Source organism: Burkholderia semiarida, assembly GCF_029268935.1.
Classification (GTDB): Bacteria; Pseudomonadota; Gammaproteobacteria; order Burkholderiales; family Burkholderiaceae; genus Burkholderia; species Burkholderia semiarida.
Genome location: NZ_JAHLCL010000001.1, coordinates 565,101 through 590,843 on the forward strand (window position 1 = coordinate 565,101; position 25,743 = coordinate 590,843).

Annotated in this window: 23 protein-coding genes; 12 read left to right on the plus strand and 11 right to left on the minus strand. The window is 66.0% G+C overall.

Features of this window, described 5'->3' with window-relative positions:
• Positions 1 to 10: 10 nt before the first annotated feature.
• Both arsN2 and KPB06_RS02495 read left to right on the plus strand, forming a co-directional pair.
• A complete protein-coding gene (gene arsN2 / locus KPB06_RS02490) occupies positions 11 to 463 on the plus strand; it encodes an arsenic resistance N-acetyltransferase ArsN2 (RefSeq protein ID WP_230951141.1) in 453 nt (150 codons plus the stop codon).
• A 148-nt stretch (positions 464 to 611) separates the two neighbouring features.
• On the plus strand, positions 612 to 1,274 hold the full coding sequence (locus tag KPB06_RS02495; protein WP_059576287.1) for a MarC family protein: 663 nt from the start codon (positions 612 to 614) through the stop codon (positions 1,272 to 1,274).
• A 54-nt stretch (positions 1,275 to 1,328) separates the two neighbouring features.
• Here the strand turns inward: KPB06_RS02495 and KPB06_RS02500 are convergent, their stop codons facing one another.
• The 5 genes from KPB06_RS02500 to KPB06_RS02520 all read right to left on the minus strand — a co-directional run bounded on the left by KPB06_RS02500 (position 1,329) and on the right by KPB06_RS02520 (position 6,664).
• On the minus strand, positions 1,329 to 2,180 hold the full coding sequence (locus tag KPB06_RS02500) for an ion transporter (protein ID WP_099316999.1): 852 nt from the start codon (positions 2,178 to 2,180) through the stop codon (positions 1,329 to 1,331).
• Positions 2,181 to 2,245: 65 nt separating this feature from the next.
• Entirely contained in the window at positions 2,246 to 3,055 is an 810-nt protein-coding gene (locus KPB06_RS02505; protein WP_099317000.1) for a TlpA family protein disulfide reductase, read from the minus strand.
• Between the two features lie 526 nt (positions 3,056 to 3,581).
• On the minus strand, positions 3,582 to 4,493 hold the full coding sequence (locus KPB06_RS02510; protein WP_104013181.1) for a LysR family transcriptional regulator: 912 nt from the start codon (positions 4,491 to 4,493) through the stop codon (positions 3,582 to 3,584).
• Between the two features lie 75 nt (positions 4,494 to 4,568).
• Positions 4,569 to 5,471, minus strand: coding sequence for a cysteine hydrolase family protein (locus KPB06_RS02515; RefSeq protein WP_456151271.1), 903 nt, complete (start codon positions 5,469 to 5,471; stop codon positions 4,569 to 4,571).
• Positions 5,472 to 5,653: 182 nt separating this feature from the next.
• Entirely contained in the window at positions 5,654 to 6,664 is a 1,011-nt protein-coding gene (locus tag KPB06_RS02520) for a hypothetical protein (protein ID WP_104013171.1), read from the minus strand.
• Between the two features lie 177 nt (positions 6,665 to 6,841).
• Between KPB06_RS02520 and KPB06_RS02525 the strand changes: the two genes are divergently transcribed.
• Positions 6,842 to 7,093, plus strand: a complete 252-nt coding sequence (locus KPB06_RS02525) for a type II toxin-antitoxin system Phd/YefM family antitoxin (protein WP_059576355.1) — start codon at positions 6,842 to 6,844, stop codon at positions 7,091 to 7,093.
• Positions 7,093 to 7,512, plus strand: coding sequence for a type II toxin-antitoxin system VapC family toxin (locus KPB06_RS02530; protein ID WP_179231754.1), 420 nt, complete (start codon positions 7,093 to 7,095; stop codon positions 7,510 to 7,512). Before KPB06_RS02525 ends, KPB06_RS02530 begins: the two co-directional genes overlap by 1 nt.
• Before the next feature lie 119 nt (positions 7,513 to 7,631).
• Here the strand turns inward: KPB06_RS02530 and KPB06_RS02535 are convergent, their stop codons facing one another.
• Entirely contained in the window at positions 7,632 to 8,669 is a 1,038-nt protein-coding gene (locus KPB06_RS02535; protein WP_059576272.1) for an aldo/keto reductase, read from the minus strand.
• Between the two features lie 127 nt (positions 8,670 to 8,796).
• On the opposite strand from KPB06_RS02535, the gene KPB06_RS02540 reads away from it, so the two are divergent.
• The 5 genes from KPB06_RS02540 (at position 8,797) to KPB06_RS02560 (ending at position 13,132) form a co-directional block, all read left to right on the plus strand.
• Complete coding sequence (locus KPB06_RS02540; protein ID WP_104013170.1) at positions 8,797 to 9,678, plus strand: LysR family transcriptional regulator; 882 nt, start codon at positions 8,797 to 8,799, stop codon at positions 9,676 to 9,678.
• Positions 9,679 to 9,867: 189 nt separating this feature from the next.
• Positions 9,868 to 10,167 carry an ArsR/SmtB family transcription factor gene (locus KPB06_RS02545; protein ID WP_059576266.1) on the plus strand — a complete coding sequence of 100 codons (300 nt, stop codon included), beginning with the start codon at positions 9,868 to 9,870 and terminating at the stop codon, positions 10,165 to 10,167.
• A gap of 20 nt (positions 10,168 to 10,187) precedes the next feature.
• Positions 10,188 to 11,540 (plus strand): pyridoxal phosphate-dependent decarboxylase family protein, encoded by a 1,353-nt coding sequence (locus tag KPB06_RS02550; protein ID WP_089465314.1) that lies wholly within the window; start codon positions 10,188 to 10,190, stop codon positions 11,538 to 11,540.
• A 183-nt stretch (positions 11,541 to 11,723) separates the two neighbouring features.
• Positions 11,724 to 12,191, plus strand: a complete 468-nt coding sequence (locus KPB06_RS02555; RefSeq protein WP_059576260.1) for a cupin domain-containing protein — start codon at positions 11,724 to 11,726, stop codon at positions 12,189 to 12,191.
• 113 nt (positions 12,192 to 12,304) lie between these two features.
• A complete protein-coding gene (locus tag KPB06_RS02560; protein ID WP_060010367.1) occupies positions 12,305 to 13,132 on the plus strand; it encodes an SDR family NAD(P)-dependent oxidoreductase in 828 nt (275 codons plus the stop codon).
• Positions 13,133 to 13,207: 75 nt separating this feature from the next.
• Here the strand turns inward: KPB06_RS02560 and surE are convergent, their stop codons facing one another.
• Positions 13,208 to 13,987 carry a 5'/3'-nucleotidase SurE gene (gene surE / locus KPB06_RS02565; protein WP_059576257.1) on the minus strand — a complete coding sequence of 260 codons (780 nt, stop codon included), beginning with the start codon at positions 13,985 to 13,987 and terminating at the stop codon, positions 13,208 to 13,210.
• Between the two features lie 526 nt (positions 13,988 to 14,513).
• Here surE and KPB06_RS02570 point away from each other — a divergent pair.
• Both KPB06_RS02570 and KPB06_RS02575 read left to right on the plus strand, forming a co-directional pair.
• On the plus strand, positions 14,514 to 15,182 hold the full coding sequence (locus KPB06_RS02570; RefSeq protein WP_275905312.1) for a response regulator: 669 nt from the start codon (positions 14,514 to 14,516) through the stop codon (positions 15,180 to 15,182).
• A 173-nt stretch (positions 15,183 to 15,355) separates the two neighbouring features.
• Positions 15,356 to 18,373 (plus strand): hybrid sensor histidine kinase/response regulator, encoded by a 3,018-nt coding sequence (locus KPB06_RS02575; protein WP_059576251.1) that lies wholly within the window; start codon positions 15,356 to 15,358, stop codon positions 18,371 to 18,373.
• A 42-nt stretch (positions 18,374 to 18,415) separates the two neighbouring features.
• Here the strand turns inward: KPB06_RS02575 and KPB06_RS02580 are convergent, their stop codons facing one another.
• From KPB06_RS02580 to KPB06_RS02595, 4 genes are all read right to left on the minus strand, one after another.
• Positions 18,416 to 19,492 carry a fimbrial protein gene (locus KPB06_RS02580; RefSeq protein WP_143328734.1) on the minus strand — a complete coding sequence of 359 codons (1,077 nt, stop codon included), beginning with the start codon at positions 19,490 to 19,492 and terminating at the stop codon, positions 18,416 to 18,418.
• A 129-nt stretch (positions 19,493 to 19,621) separates the two neighbouring features.
• On the minus strand, positions 19,622 to 22,213 hold the full coding sequence (locus KPB06_RS02585) for a fimbria/pilus outer membrane usher protein (protein ID WP_275905313.1): 2,592 nt from the start codon (positions 22,211 to 22,213) through the stop codon (positions 19,622 to 19,624).
• Positions 22,214 to 22,423: 210 nt separating this feature from the next.
• The gene (locus KPB06_RS02590) at positions 22,424 to 23,164 is read right to left on the minus strand and encodes a fimbrial biogenesis chaperone (RefSeq protein ID WP_059576242.1); all 741 of its coding nucleotides are present in this window, start codon (positions 23,162 to 23,164) and stop codon (positions 22,424 to 22,426) included.
• A gap of 111 nt (positions 23,165 to 23,275) precedes the next feature.
• Positions 23,276 to 23,836, minus strand: a complete 561-nt coding sequence (locus KPB06_RS02595; RefSeq protein ID WP_059576239.1) for a fimbrial protein — start codon at positions 23,834 to 23,836, stop codon at positions 23,276 to 23,278.
• A gap of 1,345 nt (positions 23,837 to 25,181) precedes the next feature.
• On the opposite strand from KPB06_RS02595, the gene KPB06_RS02600 reads away from it, so the two are divergent.
• Positions 25,182 to 25,724, plus strand: a complete 543-nt coding sequence (locus KPB06_RS02600) for a CS1 type fimbrial major subunit (protein ID WP_059576236.1) — start codon at positions 25,182 to 25,184, stop codon at positions 25,722 to 25,724.
• Positions 25,725 to 25,743 lie beyond the last annotated feature (19 nt).

Here is a 25,743-nt window from a genome sequence, read left to right on the forward strand (position 1 = left end):
GAGTGGAACCATGGTGTTTCTTCGTCAAGCGACCGAATCCGATCTGACCGCGATCGACGCGCTGCTTCGTGCCAGCGGTTTGCCGACTGCGGGCGTTGCCGTACATCTGCCGCATTTCGTCGTTGCCGACGCGGCGTCCGGCATCGTGGGGTGTGGTGGAATCGAGTTCCACGGACGCCATGCGCTCATTCGTTCGATCGCTGTCGTCGAACACGCGCGTCGCGCCGGCGTCGGGCGGATGCTGGTGGCTCGCCTGCTCGCGGAATGCCGCGCGCGTGCCGTCCAGTCGGTCGCGCTGCTGACCACGACGGCGGAAGACTACTTCGTCACGCAAGGCTTCGTCCGTATCGCCCGCGAGGCGGTGCCCGCGCCGTTGCTGGCGTCCAGCCAGTTTCAGGGCGTCTGTCCGGGGTCGGCCGTCGCGATGCTGATGATCTGCGACGCAAAAATCGGACGTGGCTGATTTCCTTCCCGGTTCATATTCCCGACAATTCAGGTTCTGCGGCCCGGCACACCCCCGTGTGCCGGATCATGGAGATATCTCCTCTTCGCGGCTGGTCTTCCCGACTGGCCGCTTTTTTATTCCTGTTCGTTACCGGAGAGTACGATCGATGCAGCTCGACCGTCTGATCCCTGAAATCCTGTTCGGCTTCACCGGCCTGATCGGCATCATCAATCCGGTCGGTATGGCATTCGTGTTTCTCGAGCGCACGCAATCGCTGACCGAAGCCGAGCGCGCGATTCTGTCGAAGCGGCTCGCGACGAACGTCTTCGCCACGCTGCTCGTGATTTTCTTCGCCGGCGCGCCGGTGCTGAATTTCTTCGGAATATCGATGGAGGCGCTGCGGATCGGTGGCGGCTTCGCGGTGGCCGTGGCCGGCTGGTCGATGCTGAACGCGCCGGACGTACCGGCCGGCGGCGACGCCGCCGCGCACGGCGATGACCTGCACAAGCTGATGTCGCGCGCGTTCTTTCCGCTGACCGTGCCGCTGACGATCGGCCCGGGCTCGATCGCGGCCGGCATCGCACTGCACGCGAACCGCGCGCATACGGCGAGCGACTATCTGTTGTCGGGGGTCGTATCGGCGGCGGTCGCGGCGCTCGTCGCGTTCGCGATCTGGCAGATCTACAGCCGCGCGACGACGCTCGCGCGCTATCTCGGCAGCGAAGGGACGAAGGTCGCGATGCGCGTCTCCGCATTCCTGCTGCTGTGCGTGGGCGTGCAGATCATGCTGACGGGAGTGGCCGCGTTCGTGCAGACGCTGGGCGGGTAGGCGCGATGAAGGGGCGTCGTCGTGGCCTGCTTTCGAGGCCGGCGGCAATGTCGGCTACGTGTCGTTTCGATGCACATCCGCGCGCCCGCGCGGTGCCGCATCGGTTTCCCCATGCGACGGGAGCGTGGCGCCGCAATGCGGGCAACAGGATATGTCGCCCTTGCCGGCCCGCTTGTGCTCCAGCGCCGACGCGACCAGCTCCGCGCCCATGATCCCGGTCGGGAACGCGATGATCCCGTAGCCGAGCAGAATCGCGCACGACGTGATCAACCGGCCGAGCGGCGTGACGGGCGTCAGGTCGCCGTATCCGGTCGTGCTCATCGTCACGGCCGCCCAGTAGACGCCCACCGGAATGCTCGTGATCCCGTGCTCCGGCCCTTCCACGAGAAAGATCACGGTGCCGAGAATCACGACGAGCACGAACATCCCGCCGATGAACACGAAGATCTTGCGCCGCGCACGCGTGAGCGCGCGGATCAACATCTGCCCTTCCTCGAGATAGATCGACAGCCCGAGGATGCGGAACACGCGCAGCAGCCGCAGCAGCCGCACGTCGATCAGCGCGTGCAGGCCCGGGAAGAAGAACGCGAGGTAGGTCGGCAGCACCGACACGAGATCGACGATGCCGAAGAAGCTGCGCGCATACGCGGCCGGCTTCTTCGCGGTGCAGAGGCGCAGCAGGTACTCGGCGGAAAACAGCAGCGTGAACGCCCATTCGGCCGCGTAGAGCGCGTGGCCGTATTGCTGGTGCAACTCCTGCACGCTGTCGGCCATCACGACGAGCACGCTCGCGACGATCAGCGCGAGCACGGCGATGTCGAGCTTGCGCAGGAACGAAGGGCGGCGCGCGACGTGCGCGACCGCATCGCGCGCCGTATCGAAGGCGGACTGGATCAGCGAAATCATGGGCCCGAGTGTACGGGCCGTGTATCGCCCGGCCTATCGGACAGGTCTGATTCCTGCGTTGCGGGCTACTGCGCGAAGCGCTGCGTAATGGTGTCCTTCAACCGGGCGGGGGTCAGTTCGCCCATGTGCGATTCCACGAGTTCGCCTTTCGCGTCGAAGAACAACGTGGTCGGCAGCCCGCGCGAGCCATACGCATGCATTGCGTGCAGCGAAGGATCGAGCAGCACGTGATCGAAGCGCAGGTGCTGCTGTTCGAGGAAAGCGCGCACCGCTTGCGCGCTTTCTCCCTGGTTGAGCATCAGCACCGTGATGCCCGGATGGTCGCGCTGCGCCTGTGCGAGGATCGGCATCTCGCGGCGGCACGGCGCGCACCACGTCGCCCACAGGTTCACGACGACCGGCTTGCCGACGAAGCCCGCCGGCAACACGGGCGTCGAATCGAGCGCCTGGAGCGGCATCGCGGCAAGCGGCGGCGCGCCGCGCTGCAACGTCGCGAGCGTGCCTTGCGCGATACCCCACGCACCGAGGCCCGCGACGATGCCGGCCAGCACCGGCCGACGCAGCGCGGGCAGGCGGCGCAGGCGCCAGCCGGCGAACACCAGCGCGGCCGCGATACCGATGCGCGCGTCGAAGCCGCCGTCGCCGAGCGCGACGATCGCGCGCGGCGTCGCCGCATAGTCCGGCCACCATTGCGCGACGTAACCGACCCGAGCGGCGATCAGCCCGAGCAGCAGCACGTCGAGGATCAGGCTCGACGCGCTCTTGTGATGCCCGTCCGGCGGACGGCGCTGGATGAAGCGCGCGACGAGCCACGCCAGCAGCGCGGCGACGGCTACCGCGACGACGCGGATCGAGAAGGGACCGATGCTCAGCATGAGGCAGGAAGAATGATGGACGTGATCGAGCGGGGCGGAAAGGCGGATGGCCGCCGCGGCGATCGAGCCGTCGGCGGTCGTGCGGCGTTTCGACCGGTTGCCGCGGATGGGGTTCCTTTCCGGAACGTAACGGCGTGTTGCGGAAAGCGACAGGCGCCAGGCGGGGTAGCCCGGGATTGCATGCCGTTCACGCCGGCGTGCAGCGAATCAGACGGGGCCGATGGTCAGCAGCGTGCCGTTCATCAACAATATGCTTGCCGGTCTGGTGTGGTGTCCGCCGGTATCCCGCACAGGGATCTCTCCTTGACGGCCGCTCCGCTCGCGAGCGGCCGCTTTTTTTAGCGTCGTGCGTGCACGCGTGAATGCCTTGTGGCGGTCGGTGGGCGCGGCCGCACTCCGGTGTATATCGGCTGGTTTAACGGAATAGGAACGCTGCCAGATGCGAGCACAGGGCATTCACGCGTTCGCGACATGACGCCCGTCTCGGCTGCCCCGGCGCATCCGCGGGCGGCTGTCGATCGCTTGCTCACTGGCCGTCGCCGCCGACATGCGTGCCGTAAAGCGCGGCGACGAAGTCGACAAACGCACGCACCTTCGGCGGCACGTGCCGGGATTTCGGATACAGCGCGTAGTAGCGGCGCTTCGCCAGCGTATGGCCGGGCAGGATCGGGACGAGCCGCCCGTGCGCGATGTCGTTGCTTACCGTGTGGTGCGTGAAGGCGCCGATGCCGAGGCCGCCGAGCGCGGCCGCATGCAACGCGGTGATCGCATCGATGCGCAGCGGGCCGTCGAGCCGCACCGTGACCGGTGCGCCGCTCGGCGGTGTGACGCGCCAACTGATCCGGTCGTCGCCGCCGCTGTAGGCGAGCAGATCGTGTTTCGCCAGTTCAGCGGGTGTGCGCGGCAGGCCGCGGCGCGCGACATAGTCCGGCGCCGCGACGAGAATTTCGTCGGAGATCGCCAGGGTTTTCGCGACGAGATCGGAGTCCGGCAGTTCGCCGCTGATGCGCAGCGCGACGTCGAACCCTTCGCCGATCAGATTGACGAAGCGGTCGCTGCACGACACGTCGAGGCGAATGTCGGGGTAGGCGGTGCGGAACGCGGGCAGCCATGCCGGCATTTCCAGCGTGCCGACCGACAGCGGCATGCTGACGCGCAATACGCCCGACGGCTGGCCGGGCGTATCGGTCACGCTCTCCGCCGCTGCCGCGACGCGCTCGAGAATCTCGACGCATGCGTCGTAATAGCGCTCGCCGGCGGGTGTCAGCGAGAAATGGCGCGTGTTGCGGTTGACGAGCTGCACGCCCAGGCCGGCTTCGAGCAGTTTCAACTGGCGCGATACGGTCGAATGGGTCGTGTCGAGGCGATCGGCCGCGGCCGAGAATCCTTTTGCTTCGACGAGGCTCCGATAGACGCGCATCGCGAGCAGTTGATCCATGTCGGGCTCCGGTTCGCGGAAGAAGCGGTGATCGGGCCGCCGCACCCGCTTCGACGGGTGCGGTGCGGCGAACGATCAGCGCAGCGGCAGGGCGAGGATGTCGGCCGTCGTCTTCACGTCGCCGAACGTATCCTCGATCTCGGCGAGCGCGGCGCGGTGCAGCGTGTCCTTGTCGATCGACTGGCCGTTCGCGCGTGCGATGGCGCGCGTCGCAGAGGCGTCCGATGCTACCACGACGCCGTAGCCGAGCGGCGCGGCATCCCGGGCGGCGCCGGCGACGCATGCGTGCGTCATCAGGCCCGCGATCACCAGCGTCTTGATACCGTCCGCCTTCAGGCGCTTGTCGATATCGGTGCTCGCGAACACGCTGACCGTTTCCTTCCGCACGACCACGTCCTGCGCGCGCGGCTTCATTTCCGGAATGAACTCGACGGTCTTGCCGCCGAGTGCGAACAACGCCGAGCCTGCCGGCGCGACGTGCTGGACCTGGTAGACGCGCATGCCGTTGCGGTCCGCGAAGTCGATCAGGCGCTTCGCGTTGGCCATCGCCTGTTGGACGTCGGCGATCGGCATCCTGCCGTTCAGGTATTCGTTCTGGAAATCGATGACGACGAGCGCGGTCGTCTTCGGGTCGAGATGGTCGATCGGTTGCGCGCCGGCCATCGCGCGAATCGTCGGCGTGGCGGGCAGGCTGGATGCGGCTTCGGCGGTCGGCAGCATGGTGGCGGCCGACGCGAGGACGGCGTAGCGGGCGAGGTTGCGGATCGAGAATGCAAACATGACGGGGCTCCTGTGGAAATGTCGAGTGCCTCGAACTATAGGGACGTCGCCGCGAATACGCGCCACCGCCGGGAAAACATCACCTGTGCGGACGGCGAACGAATCGCGCGGGACCGCGGCCTGGCGATGCGTTGTGCGAACGGCTGGCCGTTGTCTGTCCGTCGGTGCGTCATGCAAGGATAAAAAACGGGCGCGCATCGATCACTCGGTCCCGGCTGATTCAGGCGGGAATTCCCGTGAGGCGGGTCTTATCGAACGCAGGAGACACGCGCAAGCGAAAGGCGGCGTAAGCGCCGGCCGTCGTTGCGGCCGCAAGCAGCGGCGGCTTTTTGATAGACAGGCAGGCTCGCGGGAACCGGGAAGTGCGAAGCGTGATGCCGTCAGCGTCGGGAGCCGTTACCCGATTCCGCCTCACCGAGCCGATACGCGGTAAAGAACGCGTACCACGGCGACCCTTGCGCGACCGGTATGCCGAGCGCCGCCGTCCGCTGTTTCAGCGCACCGAACACATCGTTGACGAACGTATTCAGCGCTTTGTCGCCGAATGGAACCGGTTGCGTTCGTCCTGCGGCGAACGCGCCGTACGCGATCGCCAGCAGGCGCGCGCCGTCGTCGGTTCCCGCGATCGTCGCGTTGATCGTGTCGACGAAGCGTGGCCGGTCTTCATCGCGCGCGGCGGACAGGCACAGGAACACGATCGCCGATAGTTCACGCCGGTCTTCCACCCTCAGCAGCGCAGGCAGCCGGGCAACGATCCGCTCCGCGGGTTCCTCGCGCAGCGCATCGCCGAAGTCGAGTACGGCGGTCATCGGATTCGTGTCCGCTTTCAGGCGCTCGAGTGCCGGTTGCGACGCCGACGACACGCCGCCCTGCGTCGCGGCCGGTGTAGACCGCAACGCATCGGCCACCTGCCGCGCCCACTCCGGAAAGATCATCCGCACGTTGCCGAACTGCTCGCCGCCTTCGGCGGCCGGATTCCACCGATAGACGATCGTGCCGCCGCGAATGAACGGCGAATACAGGTGCTCGGGTGTTTGCGGCGGCGGCCGCCGGTTGATCGGCAGCCACGCGAGCGTGAGCCAGTCGTAGCGGCCCGTCGCGGGCACGGCGGGGCTCGCGCTCGCGACGACCTGCCACGTGCCGCGATTCGCATAGCGGCGGCGCGCGTCGGGTACCGGGACGGTGCGGCCTTTCGCGGTGTCGAAATACGTGTTGCCCGTGACGTTCGCGCCGCTGTCAGCGGCCGGCGTGATGGTCGAGACGACCCACGACGCGCCGTCCGCCGAGCGGTAGTCGGACGGCTTCAGCGTCGCCACGTCGTGCACCATGCGCGTTTCCGCCGCGACGGGGCCTGGCGGGGCATTGGCGGGTGCGGCGAAGATACTCGGCATGGGCAGTCCTCGGATTCGGGTGCGCATCGCCGAGCGGGGGATGCGGTGCGGTTGTTTCTCGTAACTGTAGGACGTTGCTACAGATATCGCGAGGAATCCCGGCGCACAGGGCGAGGAGTGACACGGATTCACATTTTGTAGCAACATACCTACATATATGGCTTCCAGGAGTCCATCGTGACCATCACCACCCTCTCGAGTCGTGAGCTCAACCAGGACGTGACCAAGGCAAAGAAGGCGACGAAGGATGGCCCCGTGTTCATCACCGACCGCGGCAGGCCGGCCCATGTGCTGCTGAGTTTCGAGGAATACCAGCGTCTCACCCGGCAGCGGCGCAACATTGCCGACTCGCTCGCTATGCCGGGTGTCGAGGACATTGAGTTCGACCCGCCGCCCGCAAACGTCAAAATCAAGGAGGTCGGCTTCTGATGATGTTCGTTCTTGATACCAATGTGGTTTCGGAACTCCGGAAAGTGCGGGCGGGCAAGGCGGACAGGAACGTGGCGGCCTGGTGTTCGACCGTCGATGCGTCGGTGCTGTTTGTCTCGGCCATCACGATCATGGAGCTGGAGACCGGTGTCTTGCAGGTCGAGCGCAGAGGCACGGAACAGGGGGCGCTTCTCAGGGCATGGCTTGACGGGCACGTGCTGCCCGAGTTCGCTGGGCGCGTGTTACCGGTCGATACCGCCGTCGCCCAACGATGCGCACGGCTCCATGTGCCGGACCGGCGATCCGAGCGGGACGCGCTCATTGCTGCGACGGCGATCGTGCATGGCATGACGGTCGTGACGCGCAACGTTGCCGGTTTTGTTGAAACCGGTGTCGCGATTCTGAATCCGTGGGATTGAGCGAATAGATCAACTTGCTCCCGAGGCGAAATCGGATTCTGCCGCTGGTCGCAGTCGTCTTCGCGGGCATCGAACATCGGCGCGACCGACGAGTCGCGCCGCCGCGTCAGCGTTGCCCTTTACCCGCGCATCGGCGGATCGAGCCGCGCGAACGCTGCCTGCCGGCGATACGGGAAATGCGGATACGGCGCTTCCACCGCGCTCGCCGCATCGAGCGTCGCCATCTGCGCATCGGTCAGCGCCCAGCCGACCGCGCCGAGGTTCTGCCGCAACTGTTCCTCGTCGCGCGCGCCGACGATCACCGACGACACGGTCGGCCGCTGCAGCAGCCAGTTCAGCGCGATCTGCGGCACCGTCTTGCCGGTTTCCTCCGCGATCGCGTCGAGCGCGTCGACCACGTCGTACAGGCGCGCGTCGTCGACCGGCGGCCCGTAGCTGGCCGTTTCATGCAGGCGGCTGCGTTCGGGCAGCGGCGCGTTGCGCCGGATCTTGCCGGTGAGCCGGCCCCAGCCGAGCGGGCTCCACACCAGCGCGCCGAGGCCCTGATCGGCGCCGAGCGGCATCAGGTCCCATTCGTAGTCGCGGCCGACGAGCGAGTAGTACACCTGGTTCGCGACGTAGCGCGACCAGCCGTGCCGGTCGGCCGCCGCGAGCGACTTCATGATCTGCCAGCCGGCGAAGTTCGACACGCCGATATAACGGAGCTTGCCCGCGCGCACGAGATCGTCGAGCGTCGACATCACTTCCTCGACCGGCGTGCTCGCATCGAACGCGTGCAGTTGCAGCAGGTCGATGTAGTCGGTGTCGAGGCGGCGCAGCGCGTCGTCGACGGCGCGCACCAGCCGTGCCCGCGACGTGCCCGCGTCGTTCGGGCCGTCGCCGGTCGGCAGGCCCGTCTTGGTCGAGATCAGCGCCTGGTCGCGGCGCCCCTTGAGCGCGGCGCCGAGCACGCGTTCGGACGCGCCGTCGGAATACACGTCGGCCGTGTCGAACAGGTTGACGCCGGCTTCGAGGCAGATGTCGACCAGGCGGCGCGCTTCGTCGACGCCGGTATTGCCCCATGCGCTGAACAGCGGGCCGGTGCCGCCGAAGGTGCCGGCGCCGAAGCTCAGGGCGGGGACCTTGAGGCCGGAGCGGCCGAGCGTACGGTATTCCATGTGCATTTCCTTTCGTCGTGTGAGCGCGGCGCGGCCGCGCGTCGATCGTCACGCGATCACTGTACCGTTTGCGGCTTTTCCAGATAATCCGGAAGATGACGAAAATATCCTTCGGATGGAGCGAACAATGCTGCTCGACAACCTCGCGCTGTTCCTGCGCATCGTGGAGAAGGGCGGGCTGGCCGCGGCCGGCCGCGAGGTCGGCCTGTCGCCGGCCACGGTGTCCGAACGGCTGACGGCGCTCGAGCGCCACTACGGCGCCGCGCTGCTCACGCGCACGACGCGCGCGATCAGCCTGACCGACGAGGGGCGCACGCTGGTGGACGGCGCGCGACGCCTGCTCGCCGAGGCCGACGAACTGGAAAGCCGTGTGCGGCTGGGCATGCAGACGCTGTCGGGGCCCGTGCGGCTCAGCGCGCCGGCCGATCTCGGCCGCGAGCGGGTCGTGCCGGTCGTCGACGCGTTCCTGGCCGAGCATCCGGGCGTGACGGTCGACCTGCATCTCGGCGACGGATATGTCGATCTCGTCGGGCTGGGGCTCGATTTCGCGATCCGCCGCGGCACGCTGGCCGACAGCTCGTTGCGCAGCCGCTCGCTCGGCCGGGCGCGGCGCGCGGTGTGCGCGTCGCCCGCGTATCTCGCCGCACATGGCACGCCACGGCATCCGGACGAACTCGCCGAGCACGACTGCATCGTGATGCGCTTCGGCCAGGATCTGTATGCCGAATGGCCGTTCAGCATCGACGGCACATTGAAGCGCGTGGTGGTGCGCGGCCGGCGCGTCGCCAACGACGGCGCGCTCGTACGTGCGTGGTGCGTCGCGGGGCACGGTATCGCGCTGAAGTCGCTGGTCGATATCGAGCGGGATCTGGCGTCGGGCGCGCTCGTCGAGGTGCTCGGCGCGTTCTCGCCGGGCGACGTGGATCTGCAGATCGTCTATCCGGGCGGCGTCGCGCAGCCGCGGCGCGTGCGGGCGTTGATCGACAGGCTCGCGCAGGCGCTGGCGTAGCGGCACGTTGCTTGCGCCGCGTACGAGCGGCGAGCGGTTGCGGCGGCGATATCGCTGCGATTGCATCGGCGCTGGCGCCCGATGCCGGCGCGTGGCGAGCCACACCACGCGCCAAAAGCGCGCCTCGGATTCATTGCCCACATTTCGTCATTTAGCTAATATTCAAAACGACAAACGAAGCCGAACCCTATGGACGACGTCACCCGCCTCAGCGCCCTGGCCAACGAAAGCCGTCTGGCCGTGATGCGCTGGCTCAAGCAGCCGCGCAAGCATTTCCCGCCGCAGCCGCACGGCGATGTCGACGCGCTCGGCGTGTGCTGCACGTACATCACCGAGAAACTGGGCATCGCGCCGGCCACGACCACGCGCCACATGCGCATCCTCGCGGATGCCGGGCTCGTGCAGGCGACCCGCGTCGGCAAGTTCACGTACTACAAGCGGATCGACGGCGCGCTGCGGCAGCTCGGCCGCGATCTCTCGCAACTCTGACTCCGACCGAGGCAACCGACATGGATGAACTTGCACTGCTGGCCGATGCCGACCGGCGCGCGCACGCGTATCTGGCCGCGACGAACGAACGGCGCGCGTTTCCCGATGCGGGGGCGCTCGCCGGCCTTGCGGCGTTCGACGAGCCGCTGCCCGATACGGGCCGCCCGGCCGACGACGTGCTGCGCCTGCTCGACGAGCGCGGCACGCCCGCGACGGTCGCATCGAATGGCCCGAACTACTTCGGCTTCGTGATCGGCGCGACGCTGCCGGCCGCGGCGGCGGCCGAGCGGCTGATGCTCGCGTGGGACCAGTGCGCGTCGTCGTATGCGAATTCGCCGGTGGCCGCGACGCTCGAGCGCCAGGCCGCGCGCTGGGTCGTCGAGGCGCTCGGGTTGCCCGGAGGCAGCGCGGTCGGTTTCGGCACGAGCGCGACGGCCTGCACGCTCGTCGCGCTGGTGGCCGCGCGGCGCGCGCTGCTCGCGCGCCAGGGCTGGGATATCGACGAAGACGGGCTGATCGGCGCCCCCGAGGTGAAAGTCGTGATCTCCGCGCTCGCGCACATCACGGTGAAGAAGGCGCTGCGCGTACTCGGCTTCGGGATGAAGCGCATCGTCGTCGCGCCGGTCGATACGCACGGCCGGATCGACCCGGCGCAGTTGCCGCCGCTCGACGACATGACGATCTTCTGCGTGCAGGCCGGCGAAGTGAACACCGGCGAATTCGATCCGTTCGCGGCGCTGATTCCGCCCGCGAAGGCGGCCGGCGCGTGGGTCCACGTGGACGGCGCGTTCGGCCTGTGGGCGCGGGCCTCGTCGAAGCGCGCATTGACGGACGGCGTCGACGGCGCGGACAGCTGGACGACCGATGGTCACAAGTGGCTCAACACGCCGTACGACGGCGCGATGGTGATCTGCCGCGACGCGGCCGCGCTCGCCACCGCGATGAACAGCGACGCCGTGTACCTGAGCGGCGCGCAGGATGCGCAGAAGAATCTGAACCTCGAATTCTCGCGGCGTGCGCGCGGCATTCCCGTGTGGGCCGCGCTGCGCTCGCTCGGCCGCGCGGGCGTCGCGACGATGGTCGAGCGGCATTGCGCGCAGGCGGCGCGCGTCGCGGATGGCCTGCGTGCGGCCGGCTACGACGTGATCAATCGCGTCGTGCTGAACCAGGTGCTCGTGCGCGCCGGCACCGACGAGGAAACGGCGGCGATTCTCGAAGCCGCGCAGGCGTCGGGCGACGTGTGGTTCGGCGCGACCGTATGGCAGGGGCGGCCGGCGTTCCGGATCAGCGTGTCGTCGTGGCGCACGGAGGATGCGCACATCGATCGGCTCGTCGCATTGCTGACGAGGTTGCGCGGCGTGCACGCGGGTTGAGCGTCACGCGTCGTCCGACGTCGTAACGGTTGCGTACGCAACTTTCTGGCGTTCGATGAAGTGCCGCGCGGCATGCGGGGCGCGCGACACATCCGCAGGCGTGAAAATGTCGGACAATAGTCATCGCGCGGGCCGCGCCGGCACCGCGCGTTCAACCGAAGCATTCACGCTTGCGAGATCCCCATGTCGACTTCCTTTCCCCGGGAACTGCTGAAGGCCGCCGATATCGCGAAGATGGAACCGACGCGCGAGGTGCATTCGCTCAATCCCAATGCCGTTCGTCTGAAGCGGCAACTCGGCGACCTGACCGGCCTGACGCAATTCGGCGTTCATCTGCTCACGCTGATGCCCGGTCACGAATCGGCCGAATATCACCGCCATCTGTACGAAGAGGAATTCGTGTACGTGCTGTCCGGCACCGGCACGGTGACGATCGGCGGGCACGCCAGCGAAATCGGGCCCGGCGATTTTTTGGGTTTTCCGCGCGGCGGCGACGCGCATACGGTGCAGAACACCGGCGAGGCGCCGCTGGAGCTGCTCGTTGGCGGGCAGCGGCTCGAACACGACGTGTGCGAATACCCGCGTATCGGCAAGCGGCTGTATATCGCCGGCCAGCTCGAGGAGTATGTCGAGCTGCCGAAGGCGCCGTGACGGCGGATCGAACGTCATCGACGGAGCGGGCCGTTCGGTCAATCACGATGAATTCGCTTCTCGCGACCCTGTCGCGCTTATGATGCGGGAACGCCACTGAAAGGTTCCACGCCATGGACGCGCCGCTCCCGCCGATGTCTGCCCCGATTTCCGAAACGGCTCCTGAAACCGAAGCCGAAGCTGCCGGCGAACCGCGCGCGTCGCGCGTGCATCGGCCGGTCGCGCTCGTGACCGGCTCGACGTCGGGAATCGGGGCGGCCGTCGCGCGGCGCCTCGCGGCCGACGGCTACGCGGTGATCCTGCATTCGCGCACCTCGGCCGACGCCGGGCGTGCGATGGCGCGCGAACTTGGCGGCGCCTATGTGCAGGCCGATCTCGCCGACGACGCCGAGCGCGTGAGATTGATCCGCGACGCACTCGCCGTGCACGGGCGGCTCGACGTGCTCGTCAACAACGCGGGCGTCAGCCGCGTGATTGCGCACGACGACCTCGCGGCGGCCACGCCCGACGTGTGGCGCGAAATGCACGAGATCAACGTGATCGCGCCGTTCCGGCTCGTCGCCGAAGCGCAGGCCGCCCTGCGCGAGGCGGCGTCGCACGGGCGTGCCGGGTGCGTCGTGAACGTCAGTTCGCATGCGGGCGTGCGGCCGAAGGGCGCGTCGATTCCGTATGCGGCCGCGAAGGCCGCGCTCAATCACACGACGCGGCTGCTCGCGCGCACGCTTGCGCCGGCGATTCGCGTCAATGCGGTCGCGCCGGGGCTTGTCGATACGCCGTTGACCGCCGACTGGACGCAAGCGCAGCAGCTGTGGCGCGAGCGCGCGCCGATGCGTCGCGCGGCGACGCCGGACGATATCGCGCAGACGGTCGCGATGCTCGTCGCGTCCGATTACGTGACGGGCGAGATCGTGATGCTCGATGGCGGGTTGAACCTGACGTGACGGGGTGACGCGGAGAACCGGCGGCGGTGCGCGCATCGTGTACGCAACCGCCGGGTTCGTTCGCAGGGGGATCGATCAGCCGAGGTTCGACCGCAGCCGCGCGAGCGCCTGGTCGTGCGTGCGTTCGAACTTCAGCGGCGTGACCGCGATATACCCTTCGCCGAGCGCGACCGTTTCCGAATCCGCATCGTCATCGCGCGGCGCACGCGCGAGCTTCAGCCAGTGATAGTCGATCTCGCGCGGATCGCGTCCCGACACGATTTCGACGCCCTGCAGCGTGCCGGCGCCCTGGTTCGTCACCTTCAGGCCGCGCACGTCGTCGGCCGGCCGCGGCGGGAAATTGACGTTGAGGCACGCATCGCTGTCCCAGCCGGCGGCGGCGAGCCGGCGAATGACGTCCGGCGCGTGCGCGAGCGCGGTGCCCCACGGCACCGCGTTGCGATCCGTGAACGCCTGGCTCAGCGCGATGGCCGGCACGCCGACCAGCATGCTCGTCATCGCGGCGCCGACCGTGCCGGAAAACACCGTTTCGGTGCCGAGGTTCGCGCCGCGATTCACGCCCGACAGCACGACGTCCGGCCGCGCGCCCTTCATCAGGTGGCTGACCGCGATCGCGACGCAGTCGCCGGGCGTGCCGCGCACCGCGAAGCGGCGCTCGCCCTTGCGATGCACGCGCAGCGGTTCGTGCAGGCTCAGCGAATGCGACGTGCCGCTCTGGTCTTCGGCGGGCGCGACGATCCACACTTCGCGGGCGAGTTGCGTGGCGACCTGTTCGAGTATTTCAAGGCCGGGAGCGTCGAATCCGTCGTCGTTGGTGAGCAGGACGCGATCGAACAGCGGGCGGGTTTCTTGCATCGGGACGATCCTCGCGGAAGGCAATGAGGGGAAGTGCGGCGTGGCGCAAGCCACGAGGCTGATATGACTCCCGGCGTCGACCGGGGATCGGTTTCTCGAGTCATGTTGCCAGAATTTCAGCGATTCGCCTTCAGGTAATGCCGTTATGCGGTGCCTCACCGACATCCTGGCAATTCGCAACTGCCCGGCGAGCCGAGCTGTCCAAAGCGCGCCACGTAGCGTGGCGACCATGCCTCGCGGGCGCGTGGCCGGCTCCGGTATCGTGTAAAAAGCGGCGAGTCGTCGATAACTTCGAAAAATCCGCACGACGGGGACGTGCGGCCATATCCTGTGCACTGCCGGCGCAGTGCGCGTACCGTCCGCTGCTCGGCCGCACGCCGATTTCCGGACGAACCGGAAATTATTCTAAAATTGAGCCGCTATTGCCCGGTATGCCGAGTACGGCCTGCAACACGATGGTGGGAGCATGCTTCCCATCGCGGCGGGGAAGCGGCGCATCACCGAAAGCCTCGGCGGAAACAGGAACATGGAAGAATTTTTTGTGCGCGTGATGGTAGCCGACGATCATCCCGCGTCCGCGCTGGGCATGTCGCAGGCGCTGCAAGGCAACAGCACGATCGGGCTCGTGGGCACCGTTTCGAATTCGACGGACCTGGTTGCAGCGCTCGACGTGCAGCAGAGCGACGTGCTCGTGCTCGACTATGTGATGCCGGGCGGCAAGTACGGCGACGGGCTCGTGCTGCTGTCGTTCCTGCAGCGGCGCTATCCGGCGCTGCGCATCGTGACGATCACGATGATCGACAATCCGAGCGTGCTGCACGCGATCCACAAGCGGGGCGTGAGCTGCATTCTCAGCAAGTCCGATGCGATCTCGCACCTGATCGGCGCCGTGCATGCCGCGTACGTCGGTGCGAGCTACACGTCGCCATACATCAAGCAACTCCTGCACGACGCCAAACCCGAGCCCACCGCGCGCGCATTGACCACGCGCGAAATCGAGGTGGTGCGATTGTTCGGTGCGGGCTACACGGTGGGCGAGATCGCCACGCAGCTTCATCGGAGCAAGCAGACCGTCAGTTCCCAAAAGTCGAGCGCAATGAAGAAACTCGGTATCGTGCGCGACGCGGATCTGATCCGCTACAACGGCGAACAGGATCTCGACGGCGCACCCGACGACGAGGCGTCGCGGACGTGACGCGCCCGCGGGCCGGCTGTGCTCCGACTCCGCTGCGGGCCAGTGCCGCTGAAACGATGCATGTGCGTGTCGGCGGTGCGCGCCGCGCGACAACGCTGTTTTCGGGGCGCCGACGCGTGGAGGTCGGTAAACGATGCGGCATCCGCGGCCGCGTGTGACGAGATCGACACGACATGCCTGCAAAACTGAAAAGACTTCTTTCGTCCGCCACGCCGACGGGTCGCAAGTCATTCGAACCGGCTCGCGTGAGGCGACAGCAGCAGTTCCTGCTGTATGCAAGCGGCGCCGCGATCTCGGTGTTCATTCTGGTGTGTGCGGCGCTCGTCGTGCTGCTCGATGTGAAGGAATCCCTCGAGCGCGCCCGCGTTGACTTCACCGAGCGCAAGGCGGAGTTCTTTGCCGAGCTGGAGGTGATGAAGGCGCTGCAGAATCGCTATGTCGACAACATGGAGCAGCGTTGGGCGCACGGCCCCGTCATTGCGCCGGGCTCGCCCGGGCTGTTCGACGGCAAGCGCGGTAAACAAACCCTGGTCGGCCGGATCGGGCCGGTTGCGGTCGCGGCCTTCGTCGATGTCCCGTCAGCCGATCCGGCGAATACGCGCCTGCCCTATCTCGAAAACTTTCTCGGACAGGTGGAGACGACCGGCGTGCTGCCGCCGAAACCGGCGATTTCGGTATTCGCGTCCTATCTGATCGATTCGAACGGCGATTATCTTGTCGCGATGGGGTATCCGGTGGTCAAGCGAGCGCTCTCGTGGCCGGCCGGTTTCGACGTGCGGGCACTCGTTCGGCAACTGCGGCCGCTGAACGACGGCGCGTCCGCCCCGGCGGCTTCCGCGGCGAACGCGATCACGCTCGACCGTCGATTCGACCCGGTGCTCGGGCGCGCCGTGTTGCGGCTGGTGCAACCGGTGCGCGGCGCGAACGGCAAGCCGGTCGCCTGGTTCATCACCAACAGCCGGCCGCAGATGGACGAGATCGTGCGTCCGTCGAGCATCGGCGCGGACTACGCGCTCGTCGACGTCGGCGGCAATCTGCTGGTCGGCCGTCAACCCGATGATGTGACAGCCGCCCTGGCGCTCGCCGACGCGCGCCGCACGCAAACGGTCGTTCGTCGTGTCGGCACGCACTTCGTCATCGGCAGCCAGATACGGGAATCGGATGCGGTGCTGATGGCGACGCTCTCGTGGCGCGGCGTTCTGTACGATATTGCCGCCGCCCTCGGCGTGACGCTCGGGGCCGCCGTGTTCGCCATTGGGCTGCTGTGGGGCGCCATCGTGTCTTTCGACCGGCGCGCGCTGCGTCCGGCGAATCGCCGTGCAATTCGCCTGATCGAAAGCGAGGCGCTCAACCGTACACTGATCCGGACCGCGCCGGCCGGGCTCGTGCTGTTGTCCTTTGCCGATGGCGAGGCGATCATGCGCAACGAAGCGATGATCGCGTACGAGCGGGAGGTGGCGGGCGAGCCGCTCGGCACACTGCTGTGGCGCGCGTACCGGGACGGCGCCCCGGCCGGCAACGCGCGCAAGCGCGTGACGCGAGAGCTGGCCGTCGAGCGCGCGGGGGCCGGCATCGTCTATTTCGACGCGCACATCGCGCGCACCAAGTACCGCGGCATCGACGTGCTGCTGTGCACGCTGCTCGACATCACGGTGCGCAAGCAGGCGGAGGAAAAGCTGCGCGAGGCGCGCGAAGCGGCCGAACTCGCGAACAAGGCGAAGTCGACGTTCCTCGCGACGATGAGCCACGAGATCCGCACGCCGCTCAACGCGATCATCGGCAACCTGGAGTTGATGGCGCACGCGCAGATGGCGCCGCCGCTGCGGCGCCGGCTCGGCACGATCGTGTCGTCGTCCGATGCGCTGCTGCGCGTGATCAACGACGTGCTGGACCTGTCGAAGGCGGAATCGAATCAGATGACGCTGGAAGTCATGCCGTTCGACCCCCGCCGTCTGCTGCTCGACATCGCGGCGTTTTTCCGTCCGCTCGCCGATGCAAAGGGACTGGCGCTCGAGTGCGCCGTGTCGGCGGAGTTGGCCGATGGTTATGTCGGCGACCCGACCCGCCTGCGGCAACTCGTGTCGAACCTCGTCAGCAACGCGATCAAGTTCACCGAACGCGGCAGCGTGACGCTCTCGGCAGGGCCGGCGCGCATCGGCGCCCACAGGCGCGGCCTCGAAATACGCGTCGCGGACACCGGCATCGGCATACCCGCCGACCGCATGCCGGCTTTGTTCGACGTCTACATCCAGGCCGATGCATCGACCTATCGCCGCTTTGGCGGCACCGGCCTCGGGCTGCCGCTATGCCGCCATATCGCCACGCTGATGCACGGCGAACTGACCGTCGACAGCCGCGTCGACGAAGGCACGACGTTCACCGCGACACTGCCGCTGCCGGCCGCCCCGGCCGGATGGCGTGCGGATACGTTCGAGCACGACGCGGCGGCCGACGCCAGGCCGGAACCGGATGACCCAACGCGCGCGCCGTTGCGGGTGCTCGTTGCCGAGGACCATCCCGCGAGCCGCGCGTTGCTGCGCGACCAGCTCGATGCGCTGGGGTACGACGCGATAATCGTCAGCAACGGCGTGGAGGCGATGCGGGCGTTCTTCGAGCATCCGTTCGATGTCGTGTTGACCGATCTGGGCATGCCGGAGCTCGACGGCTACGCGCTGACGAATTTCCTGCGGGAACAGGGGGCAACGGTGCCCGTGATCGCGATGACCGCGCATGCGACGGAGGAAGACTACCGACGCTGCGCACGGGTGGGTGCCGCGGAAGTCGTACTCAAGCCGCTGTCGATGTCGGCGCTCGATGCCGCGCTGAGGCGGCATGCGGCTTCCGGCTCGCCCGCCGTGGAGCATGGTGATCACGGCAAGCAGCCGGCGATGACCGACGAGATCCGGCTGAAACTGTGCGAGGCGACGCTTCGCTCGCTCGCGGCAATCGACGCGGCGCTGGCGAGCGGCGATATCGGCACGCTGAAGACCGAATTGCACTCGCTGCGAGGCGGTTTCGCGCTGGCCGGCGACACGCGGACACGGGACGCATGCGCGCGCGCGGAACGTATCGCGATGGATGAAGGCGTGGAAGGGCTCGCGCCGGCATGGCCGGCCTGCCGCGCGACGATCGCGGCCGCGCTGGAGCGGTTGTCCGGCGCCGAAACGCGAGCGCCGCGTACCTCGAACTGACCGATGGCGGCGCACGGCTGGTTGTCCCGATCCGCTTCGGCTCTATTGATACGAAAGCGTAAAGGACGCCCGCGCGTTGACTTGCCCCGGTGTGATTTTAGGTGCGGTCTTCACGTATTTCGCGACGATCGGAATGGTCAGGGTGCCGCTTCCCGTCACTCTGCCTGCGAGCCACTGATTGGTGTTGCCTTTCAATGAGGAATCGGGGCCGAAACCGAGCGGCGTCGAACTTCCCTCCTTGAAGAGCTGGATGCCGATACCCGTTGCCGTCGCCTCGGGAGCGAGACTGAGAACGTTTCCAGTGTTCGTTGGCGTGACGACATCGGTCAACGTGACGTAGACGCCGGTCGATTGCTTGCAATTGACCATGAGCGATGTGGTGCCGGATTCGGTGGACACGTCGCCCACCGAAGCCAGCCTGGGGGCAAACAGCTCCGGTAGCGCGACGCTGCTCTGCGTGGCCGACGTCAGTGAGCAGCTGGTGGCGGTGATGTTGATCCTGAGCGGGTTCATATAAATCGCGGAAGCACGACCTCCAGAGCCCTGGTCCAAGTAAACGTCTCCGATTTTGGTATAGGGGATGGAATAGGAGCCCGAAACGAGTGCTCCGCTGAATACAAGCGCAACGCGAGCGTAGAGGTCCGAGCTGGAGGGGTACACCGGAATCTGTGTCCAGTCCGAAGTAACGGGGGACCACGGTGATAGCGGGCTGGCGCCGTTCTGTACCGCTGCCATGAGTGCGTAGCCGATTCCGGGAATGCCGGTTTCATATACCGGGTGCGATTTTCCTCCATAGGAAAAGGTGATGCCGGGAACCAGTTTTCCCGGTGACCGGACTCTATACTGTTTGCCGTCGCAGTCCGGGCCTATGAAGTAGGTGGTTCTTTGCTGTTCACTGAGTGCGCCCGAATTCACGAGCGTGCCGGGATTTTTCGCGTCCCGGTTGCTCGTAATGCTCGTCTGGAGCGTCGGAGACAATGGTGGAGGCGCATCGCCGGGAAACGAACATGCGCGAGCGGCGTCCGACAGGATGAACGGTGCACATCCCAATGCAAGAAGCGACAGTAGGACATTCCAACCGCGCGAAGCGGATAAGCGAGGTTTCGTGGATGGTTTCACCCGTTGCTCCTTTGAAAAGAAGCAAGGCGTACGCTTGCTTCGTAAATGAATGGGTCGTGGTTCATGTCGTGCACGGCATGCTCGCGGGCGATCAGCCGCGCCGGACCACGCGCGGCCACACCACGCCGGTCAGGGTTTAGCGCAGACGCCGGCGATCTGGCTATATCCGTTCGAACCGTGCTTGCCCTGTCGAACCGGAAGGTCGTACGAGATGCGGCAGGACGAATTCGCGTCGTCGGCCCACTTGACGGTGAGTTCGCCGTGGGCGTCGAGCCCGCGCGCAAAGATCTTGCTTGCCTGCCCGACGACGCCGAGTTCCTTGCCCGATTGGTCGTACACGGTCGCGCCGAACGGCAACGGCGCGCCGTTCGCCTGCCGCGCCTTGATGACGATCGCGCGCCCCGTATCGGTCGCGAACTTCAGCAGCGGCACGGCGCCGGCGCGCGGCGCGACCTGCTGGCTCGTCTCCTTCAGCTCGACATCCATCGAGATGCCCTTCGGGTCGAGCTCGACCGTGTTCAGGTTGTAAGGCGTCAGATACGGCACGATCGCATAACCGCGACCGTCGACGCGCACGCCCGACGCATTCGTGATGCGCGCGCCGGCAGCGCCCGGCGCCTCGACGATCCCGAACGTTTCGGACAGCGGCTGCGACAGCGTGATGCCGCCGCCATGCGCGACCGCCGCGCCGCGGATGCCGATCGACCCCTGCTGATAATCGCCGCTCGCGCTGAGTTCGGCGAAGCGTGCACGGTACGTGGCGCTGCCGCCGCCGTCGGTGCTCGAACTGCCGGTATCGGACGCGTGGTTCACGTTGACGCTGTACGACAGCGCATTGTCGACGCCGAGCGAATCCGACAGCGTCGTCTGAACCTGCGTACGGCCGCGGGTATCGTGCGTGACGCTGCCCGACACCGTCGTGGGCCGCGATCGGCCGAGCGGAATCGTGACGCTGACGTAGTACAGCGTGCTCATTTCGCCGCCCTGGCTGCGCTGCCGCGCGGCCGACAGGTTGTACGAAATATTGCGGTACGCGTTGTTGTAGCTGACCGAATAGCTGGTGTCGGAGCCCTGGCGATTCCAGTAGTCGGAGGCCGACGCGGTGACGCCGAGCTGGCCGCCCTTGTCGCCGAGGCGCTGACTGAGGGTCAGCGACGCGCGATTGCGCTGACGCCAGATCGAGTCGACAAGCCCGCCCTCGCGCACGGTGTCGCGTGTGCGCATCGCGTCGTTCAGGCCGAAGTAGCCGCTCGTCGAGTAGCGGTACGCCGCGATCGCGATATCGGTATTCGTCCGCGCGATCGTTTTCGAATAGCTGACCCGCATGCTCGAGCCGTTGAAGCGCTTCACGCCCGGGATCGATGTGGTCGCATGCGTGATGTCCGCACCGAACGCGCCGATCGACGTATTGAGCGCGGCGCCGACCATCGCGGACACATAGCCGGTCGCGGCCGTCACGCCGCCATAGCCCGTGATGAGGTTTGTCAGGCCGCGCTGGTACGTGGCCTGCGCGAACAACGGATGGCTGCTGCCCTGCGGATTGCGCAGCGAGCCGACGGAAAAGCTGTAACGGCTGATGCCGGGTCGCAGCGACATCGGAACGGCCGCGTACGGCACCGAGAACGCATGCACGGAGCCGTCGGCTTCGGTGACGGACACCTGCAGGTCGCCGCCATAGCCGGTCGGATAGAGGTCGTTGATCTCGAACGCACCGGGCGCGACGGTCGTCTCGTAAAGCATCACGCCGTTCTGGCGAATCGTGACCTTCGCGTTGGTGTTGGCGATGCCGCGCACCACCGGCGCGTACCCGCGCAGCGAATCGGGCAGCATGCGATCGTCCGATGACAGTCGCCCGCCGCGGAACTGCGTGGAGTCGAACAGGTCGCCGGACGTGTAGGTTTCGCCGATCACGAGCTGCGACGACAGCGACGGGAGGTCGCGCTGAGCGTAGGTGGAAATGTCGTCGTACTGGCTGCTCCCTTGCGACGACCAGCTATACGAGCCGTCGTGGCGGAAGTGCCAGTTACCGACGTTCACGCCGCCGCTCAGGCCGAGATACCCTTGCGTCTGCGTCGAGCTGCCGCAGTTCTTCGAGCCGTAGAGGTTGAAGTTGTAGCCGAGCATCGCGACCGGCACGCCCGAACTCCACTGGTCGGGGCTCACGTAGCCACGCGCCTGGTGCGCGAGCGACGCTTGCGGGATGCTCAACGTCAGCGTCTGCTCGCTGAAATCGAACGCGGCGCTCGCTTCCGGAATGACTTGACCGATGCGGCGGCATTCGCCTGCGACGGCGAGTTGCGCGACGAGCTCGGGCGACAGTTTGCGGAAATCGACGCCGATGCGCTTCAGCATCTTTTCGTCGAAGCAAGGCTGCGCGTCCGGCGTGCCGGGCGCGGCCTTGAACGGGACGTCGTACCGGCCGATCCAGTCGGCGCCGACGTAGAGGTCGACGCTATATTCGCCCGGCAGCGCGACGTTGCCGCGCGCATAGCGCGACAGGTCGACCTGCCTTCCGTTGCCGTTGCTCAGGAAGCCGGGATCGAATTCGACCTGCGCGAACTCCGTCTGCGCGACCTGGATCGGCGCGGGCAGAGACGGCGGGGGCGTTTCCGCACGCGCGTTTTGCGACCACGCGCCGATGCAGGACAGAACCAGCACGTAGATGGGCTTGAGGTGCGGCATGCCGGGCACGTACGTGCGCACATGTCGATTCGAAGTCATTCCCAGCTGCTCCTGTCGTGATCGGGTGCACGGCGCCACGCGCAAAGCCCGTTACGGGCTGCGTGTTTCGCGGCATCGCTCGGCGTTCGTTGCAAATAGAAAAATCGGTGTTGTTCGCGAGGCCTGGCCTCCGACGAAGATGTGAAGCGGCGGTGCGCGTTGCGATTGCGGATGTCGAACCCGCAGCGCGCGGCGCGGCTGGGTATCGCGTCAGTGCGCTATCGAAACGGGGCGCTCGTTGTCCGACGACGAACCCCAGTCGTCGATACTGCCGAACGAGGCCGTCGCACCGCTCGACGGCAGCGCGCCGAGTTGGTTGACCGGGAACTGTTGCGTGCCGCCGGGCAGCACGTATCCCATCCCCGCGTCGTATTGATGGCCGGCGGCCTTCAGCGACACGCTGCCCAGATTGACGACGTAGGGCGTCGGATTGCTGGCCTGCAGCGCATACCCTTCGCCAGCCTTGACGAGGCTCCAGTTCAGTTGCTTCGGCGCGGCGCTGGCGTTGCCGGTCAGGCCTTCCGGGCGGAACATCACCTTGATGCGCGAGCGGAACGCGATCTGAAGCTGGTTGCGGTCGTTTCCGGGCGCCGCTTTGGGCGGGATCTCGAGCACGTTGAGCCAGAACAGCGATTCCTTGTCGGCCGGAAGCGGTTCGCGCGTATAGATCATGCGCAGCGTCTGCCCTTTGCCGGGTTCCATCCGGAACATCGCGGGCGTCAGCGTGAACGGGACGTCGATATTGTCGGGAGACGCGTTCGGGTCGCCCTTGTCGAGCCATGCCTGCACGAGCACGGGTGCCTTGCCTTCGTTCGTGAGCTTGACCGTGACCTCGCGGTCGTTGCCCGGAAAGACCACGCGCGTCCCGGAAATCACCACGTCGGCGCAGGCGTGGGACGTGACGAGGGCGGAAAACAGCGCGAACGTCGAAAAATATTTTGCGGACAGCATGGTCAACTCCGGTAAATATGTAGTAGTTCTTATCAGGCGGAATGCCGAGGAGCCGGAAAGGCCCGGCCGGAAGTCTTTTTGGAAAAGCCCCTCGGATTCCGTTGCGATCGATTACTGGTAGGTCAGCGAGTACTGAACCTTCGAGTTGGCCTGGCCGGCGGTGGCCGCGGCCGTTGCGTAGTACTCGGCGAAGTAGTTCAGCGTTGCCTTGCCGTCTGCCGCGATGTCAACGAGCTGACCGCCTTGATCGCCCATCGCGCCGATCTTGATCGGCGTTTGCTTGTCGTTGAGCACGTTGATTTCGACGTTCTTTGCGGCATCCGTGCCGCCGTCGAGCGTCAGGCGGCCGGTCGACTGGTTGACGTTCGAGCCGGATTCGAACACGACGCCGACCTTCGTCGGGTTCGCGCCGCCGGAGGTGCAGCCTTCCAGCACCACGGAGAACGGCGTGCGGCCCGCCGTCTTGCCCGCCTCGCCGAGCGTGTTCGCGCCGATCTTCGGCAGCGTCACGGCAATAGTGTTGGCCGAGCCGTTCGTCACCTTGCAGGTCGAGGCAATGACGCTGCCCGTGAACGTGATCGTGCCGTCGGATGCATGCGCGGCCGAAGCGGCAGCCAGACCGGCGGCAGCCAGGATCAAGGAAAGAGCATGAGTGCTTTTCGTGATTTTCATTAATCTAGTTCCAAACGGTGATTGATATGAGGGTGAAATGCGAACGCGAGAGCCGCTGCGGAGCGGGTGCGCGATGAATGTCGGCATGTGCATTTCAAGACGGATTTTCCAGATATGGGAAGGAATGGTGAATGGGACGGCATCCAAATTGACGGGAAAATAACTAGTACAAGTACTAAATATGTAAAAGGCGGTGTAGATTTTTAGGAAAGTCTTGTAAATTGTTAAATCCTGCGCGTGGGGCTGGCCAATCGATTCGGCGCGAGAACGGATGCGTTGGCTCCGTTGCCTGCTTCAACAACGGTTCAGTCACGGTTTGCGGCCAGGACACCGGTTATGAGGCGGGGTCGAAGACGGTTATCAGGATGCGGACGGTTTTCCCGCCCGCCGTGACAGTCATCCGTGATTGTTGCCGTCGGCAGGCGTTACAAGCGGGGCCAGGTGGCGCCTGAACCGATTGTTGGCGATCGTCATGGAGCACCCGGCACGGCCGTCACGAAGCATGCTCGGCCGATCGGCGAAGCGAGCAAGACATCGGGCGTGGACGCACATGCCCGCGGCGGAGAAGCCGGCTACGCCGGGCAGGGCCACGAGCAGCAGACCGAACCGGATATGGCGCGGCGTCCGCTCGTATCTGACGACGTACCGGCGAGCATGATCGAATGCCCGCGATTCCGCGGTGACCTGATGCATTCATGTCGGGTTATGGTGCTTACGCCTTGACATCTATCGCTTGAACGACCGGCCATACTTCGTCATGCCCCCCCACGGGTTGGCGCATCGTGTAAATCATTTCGGGCGTTCGCCGGCCCCGTGGCAAGCTCCGCGCAGTCGCGTTTCCCACCGCCCGTCGTGGCGCCGACGCGCCGCACGCTCGATGCAGGCCTCCCGCATGGCACCGGCACCTCAGTCCCTACGCGCCCACACGTGATTTCGTGCTGACGCGCTCGCCCGGTGCGTCACGGTCCGCCTTTCGGGAACGCCGCGTCCGGCGCCACAAGCCGCGTCGCGGATCGTCCACCATTCGCTGCCAACTTCCGGATTTTGTCATTCGATGCAACGTACGGCGACGACGTGCGTGCGATTCGCTCGACCAAAACTTTAATCATCTCGCTCGGAACATTGTCAAATCGTCCTGACAATCAACGATTTAAAGCCACGAATCTATATTTTTCGTACTTGTCCTATCTGATTTGCCGTGCAAATTCGAAATCGTCCAGTTTATCGACTTTGGCAACATTCATAAAATATCAACAGTGGAATTCATTCTTCCACGCGTCGGGTTTCGATCGGTTAGCTAATCGAAATTCGCTCCGAAATCAATTCTTTACATAGAGATCATTCGATGAAACTCAACAAAATTGCGCTGGCACTGGGTATGGGCGCTGCACTGTTCGGCATGGCGCAAACGGCACAGGCGCAAACGGCAAAGCTCGACTCCGTTTCGAAGAAGATCACGCTGACGGCGCAGATCAACGACGCCATGTTCGTGTCGAAGCCGGACGGCTCGACCTGGTACGGCACGGAAGAACTGAATGCCACGGACTACAAGCAGAAGCAATTCACGAAGACGCTGCCGATCCGCATCTGGACGAAGAACCCCGACTTCAACGTGTCGCTCGCGCAAGAGCTGAAGATGTCGAGCGGCAGGTACGAGATGAAGAACGCGCAAGTGACGCTGTCGAGCAACGGTGGCGACAAGGCGGTCGCGTTCGGCTCGACCCAGAAGATCACGCAAGTGGCAAAGACGCTCGATGGTTACGACGAAGTCCACAACCTGAAGATCGACGTCGAAGCGCCGGACATGATCGGTACGAACAGCACCAACGGCAGCTACAGCGGCGATCTCGTGATGGTGTTCGAGCCGGTCGCAGCCGCCGCTCCGTAATCGTTCCACCTGGAGCCCC

What these genes read in the sequence shown, in the direction of transcription:
- KPB06_RS02530 (WP_179231754.1), top strand. Translation starts at nt 7,093, where the DNA reads ATGATGTTCGTTCTTGATACCAATGTGGTTTCGGAACTCCGGAAAGTG.
- KPB06_RS02555 (WP_059576260.1), top strand. Translation starts at nt 11,724, where the DNA reads ATGTCGACTTCCTTTCCCCGGGAACTGCTGAAGGCCGCCGATATCGCG.
- KPB06_RS02540 (WP_104013170.1), top strand. Translation starts at nt 8,797, where the DNA reads ATGCTGCTCGACAACCTCGCGCTGTTCCTGCGCATCGTGGAGAAGGGC.
- KPB06_RS02495 (WP_059576287.1), top strand. Translation starts at nt 612, where the DNA reads ATGCAGCTCGACCGTCTGATCCCTGAAATCCTGTTCGGCTTCACCGGC.
- KPB06_RS02600 (WP_059576236.1), top strand. Translation starts at nt 25,182, where the DNA reads ATGAAACTCAACAAAATTGCGCTGGCACTGGGTATGGGCGCTGCACTG.
- arsN2 (WP_230951141.1), top strand. Translation starts at nt 11, where the DNA reads ATGGTGTTTCTTCGTCAAGCGACCGAATCCGATCTGACCGCGATCGAC.
- KPB06_RS02535 (WP_059576272.1), bottom strand. Translation starts at nt 8,669, where the DNA reads ATGGAATACCGTACGCTCGGCCGCTCCGGCCTCAAGGTCCCCGCCCTG.
- KPB06_RS02595 (WP_059576239.1), bottom strand. Translation starts at nt 23,836, where the DNA reads ATGAAAATCACGAAAAGCACTCATGCTCTTTCCTTGATCCTGGCTGCC.
- surE (WP_059576257.1), bottom strand. Translation starts at nt 13,987, where the DNA reads ATGCAAGAAACCCGCCCGCTGTTCGATCGCGTCCTGCTCACCAACGAC.
- KPB06_RS02520 (WP_104013171.1), bottom strand. Translation starts at nt 6,664, where the DNA reads ATGCCGAGTATCTTCGCCGCACCCGCCAATGCCCCGCCAGGCCCCGTC.
- KPB06_RS02545 (WP_059576266.1), top strand. Translation starts at nt 9,868, where the DNA reads ATGGACGACGTCACCCGCCTCAGCGCCCTGGCCAACGAAAGCCGTCTG.
- KPB06_RS02590 (WP_059576242.1), bottom strand. Translation starts at nt 23,164, where the DNA reads ATGCTGTCCGCAAAATATTTTTCGACGTTCGCGCTGTTTTCCGCCCTC.
- KPB06_RS02570 (WP_275905312.1), top strand. Translation starts at nt 14,514, where the DNA reads ATGGAAGAATTTTTTGTGCGCGTGATGGTAGCCGACGATCATCCCGCG.
- KPB06_RS02505 (WP_099317000.1), bottom strand. Translation starts at nt 3,055, where the DNA reads ATGCTGAGCATCGGTCCCTTCTCGATCCGCGTCGTCGCGGTAGCCGTC.
- KPB06_RS02510 (WP_104013181.1), bottom strand. Translation starts at nt 4,493, where the DNA reads ATGGATCAACTGCTCGCGATGCGCGTCTATCGGAGCCTCGTCGAAGCA.
- KPB06_RS02500 (WP_099316999.1), bottom strand. Translation starts at nt 2,180, where the DNA reads ATGATTTCGCTGATCCAGTCCGCCTTCGATACGGCGCGCGATGCGGTC.
- KPB06_RS02585 (WP_275905313.1), bottom strand. Translation starts at nt 22,213, where the DNA reads ATGACTTCGAATCGACATGTGCGCACGTACGTGCCCGGCATGCCGCAC.
- KPB06_RS02575 (WP_059576251.1), top strand. Translation starts at nt 15,356, where the DNA reads ATGCCTGCAAAACTGAAAAGACTTCTTTCGTCCGCCACGCCGACGGGT.
- KPB06_RS02550 (WP_089465314.1), top strand. Translation starts at nt 10,188, where the DNA reads ATGGATGAACTTGCACTGCTGGCCGATGCCGACCGGCGCGCGCACGCG.
- KPB06_RS02515 (WP_456151271.1), bottom strand. Translation starts at nt 5,471, where the DNA reads ATGCGCGCCCGTTTTTTATCCTTGCATGACGCACCGACGGACAGACAA.
- KPB06_RS02560 (WP_060010367.1), top strand. Translation starts at nt 12,305, where the DNA reads ATGGACGCGCCGCTCCCGCCGATGTCTGCCCCGATTTCCGAAACGGCT.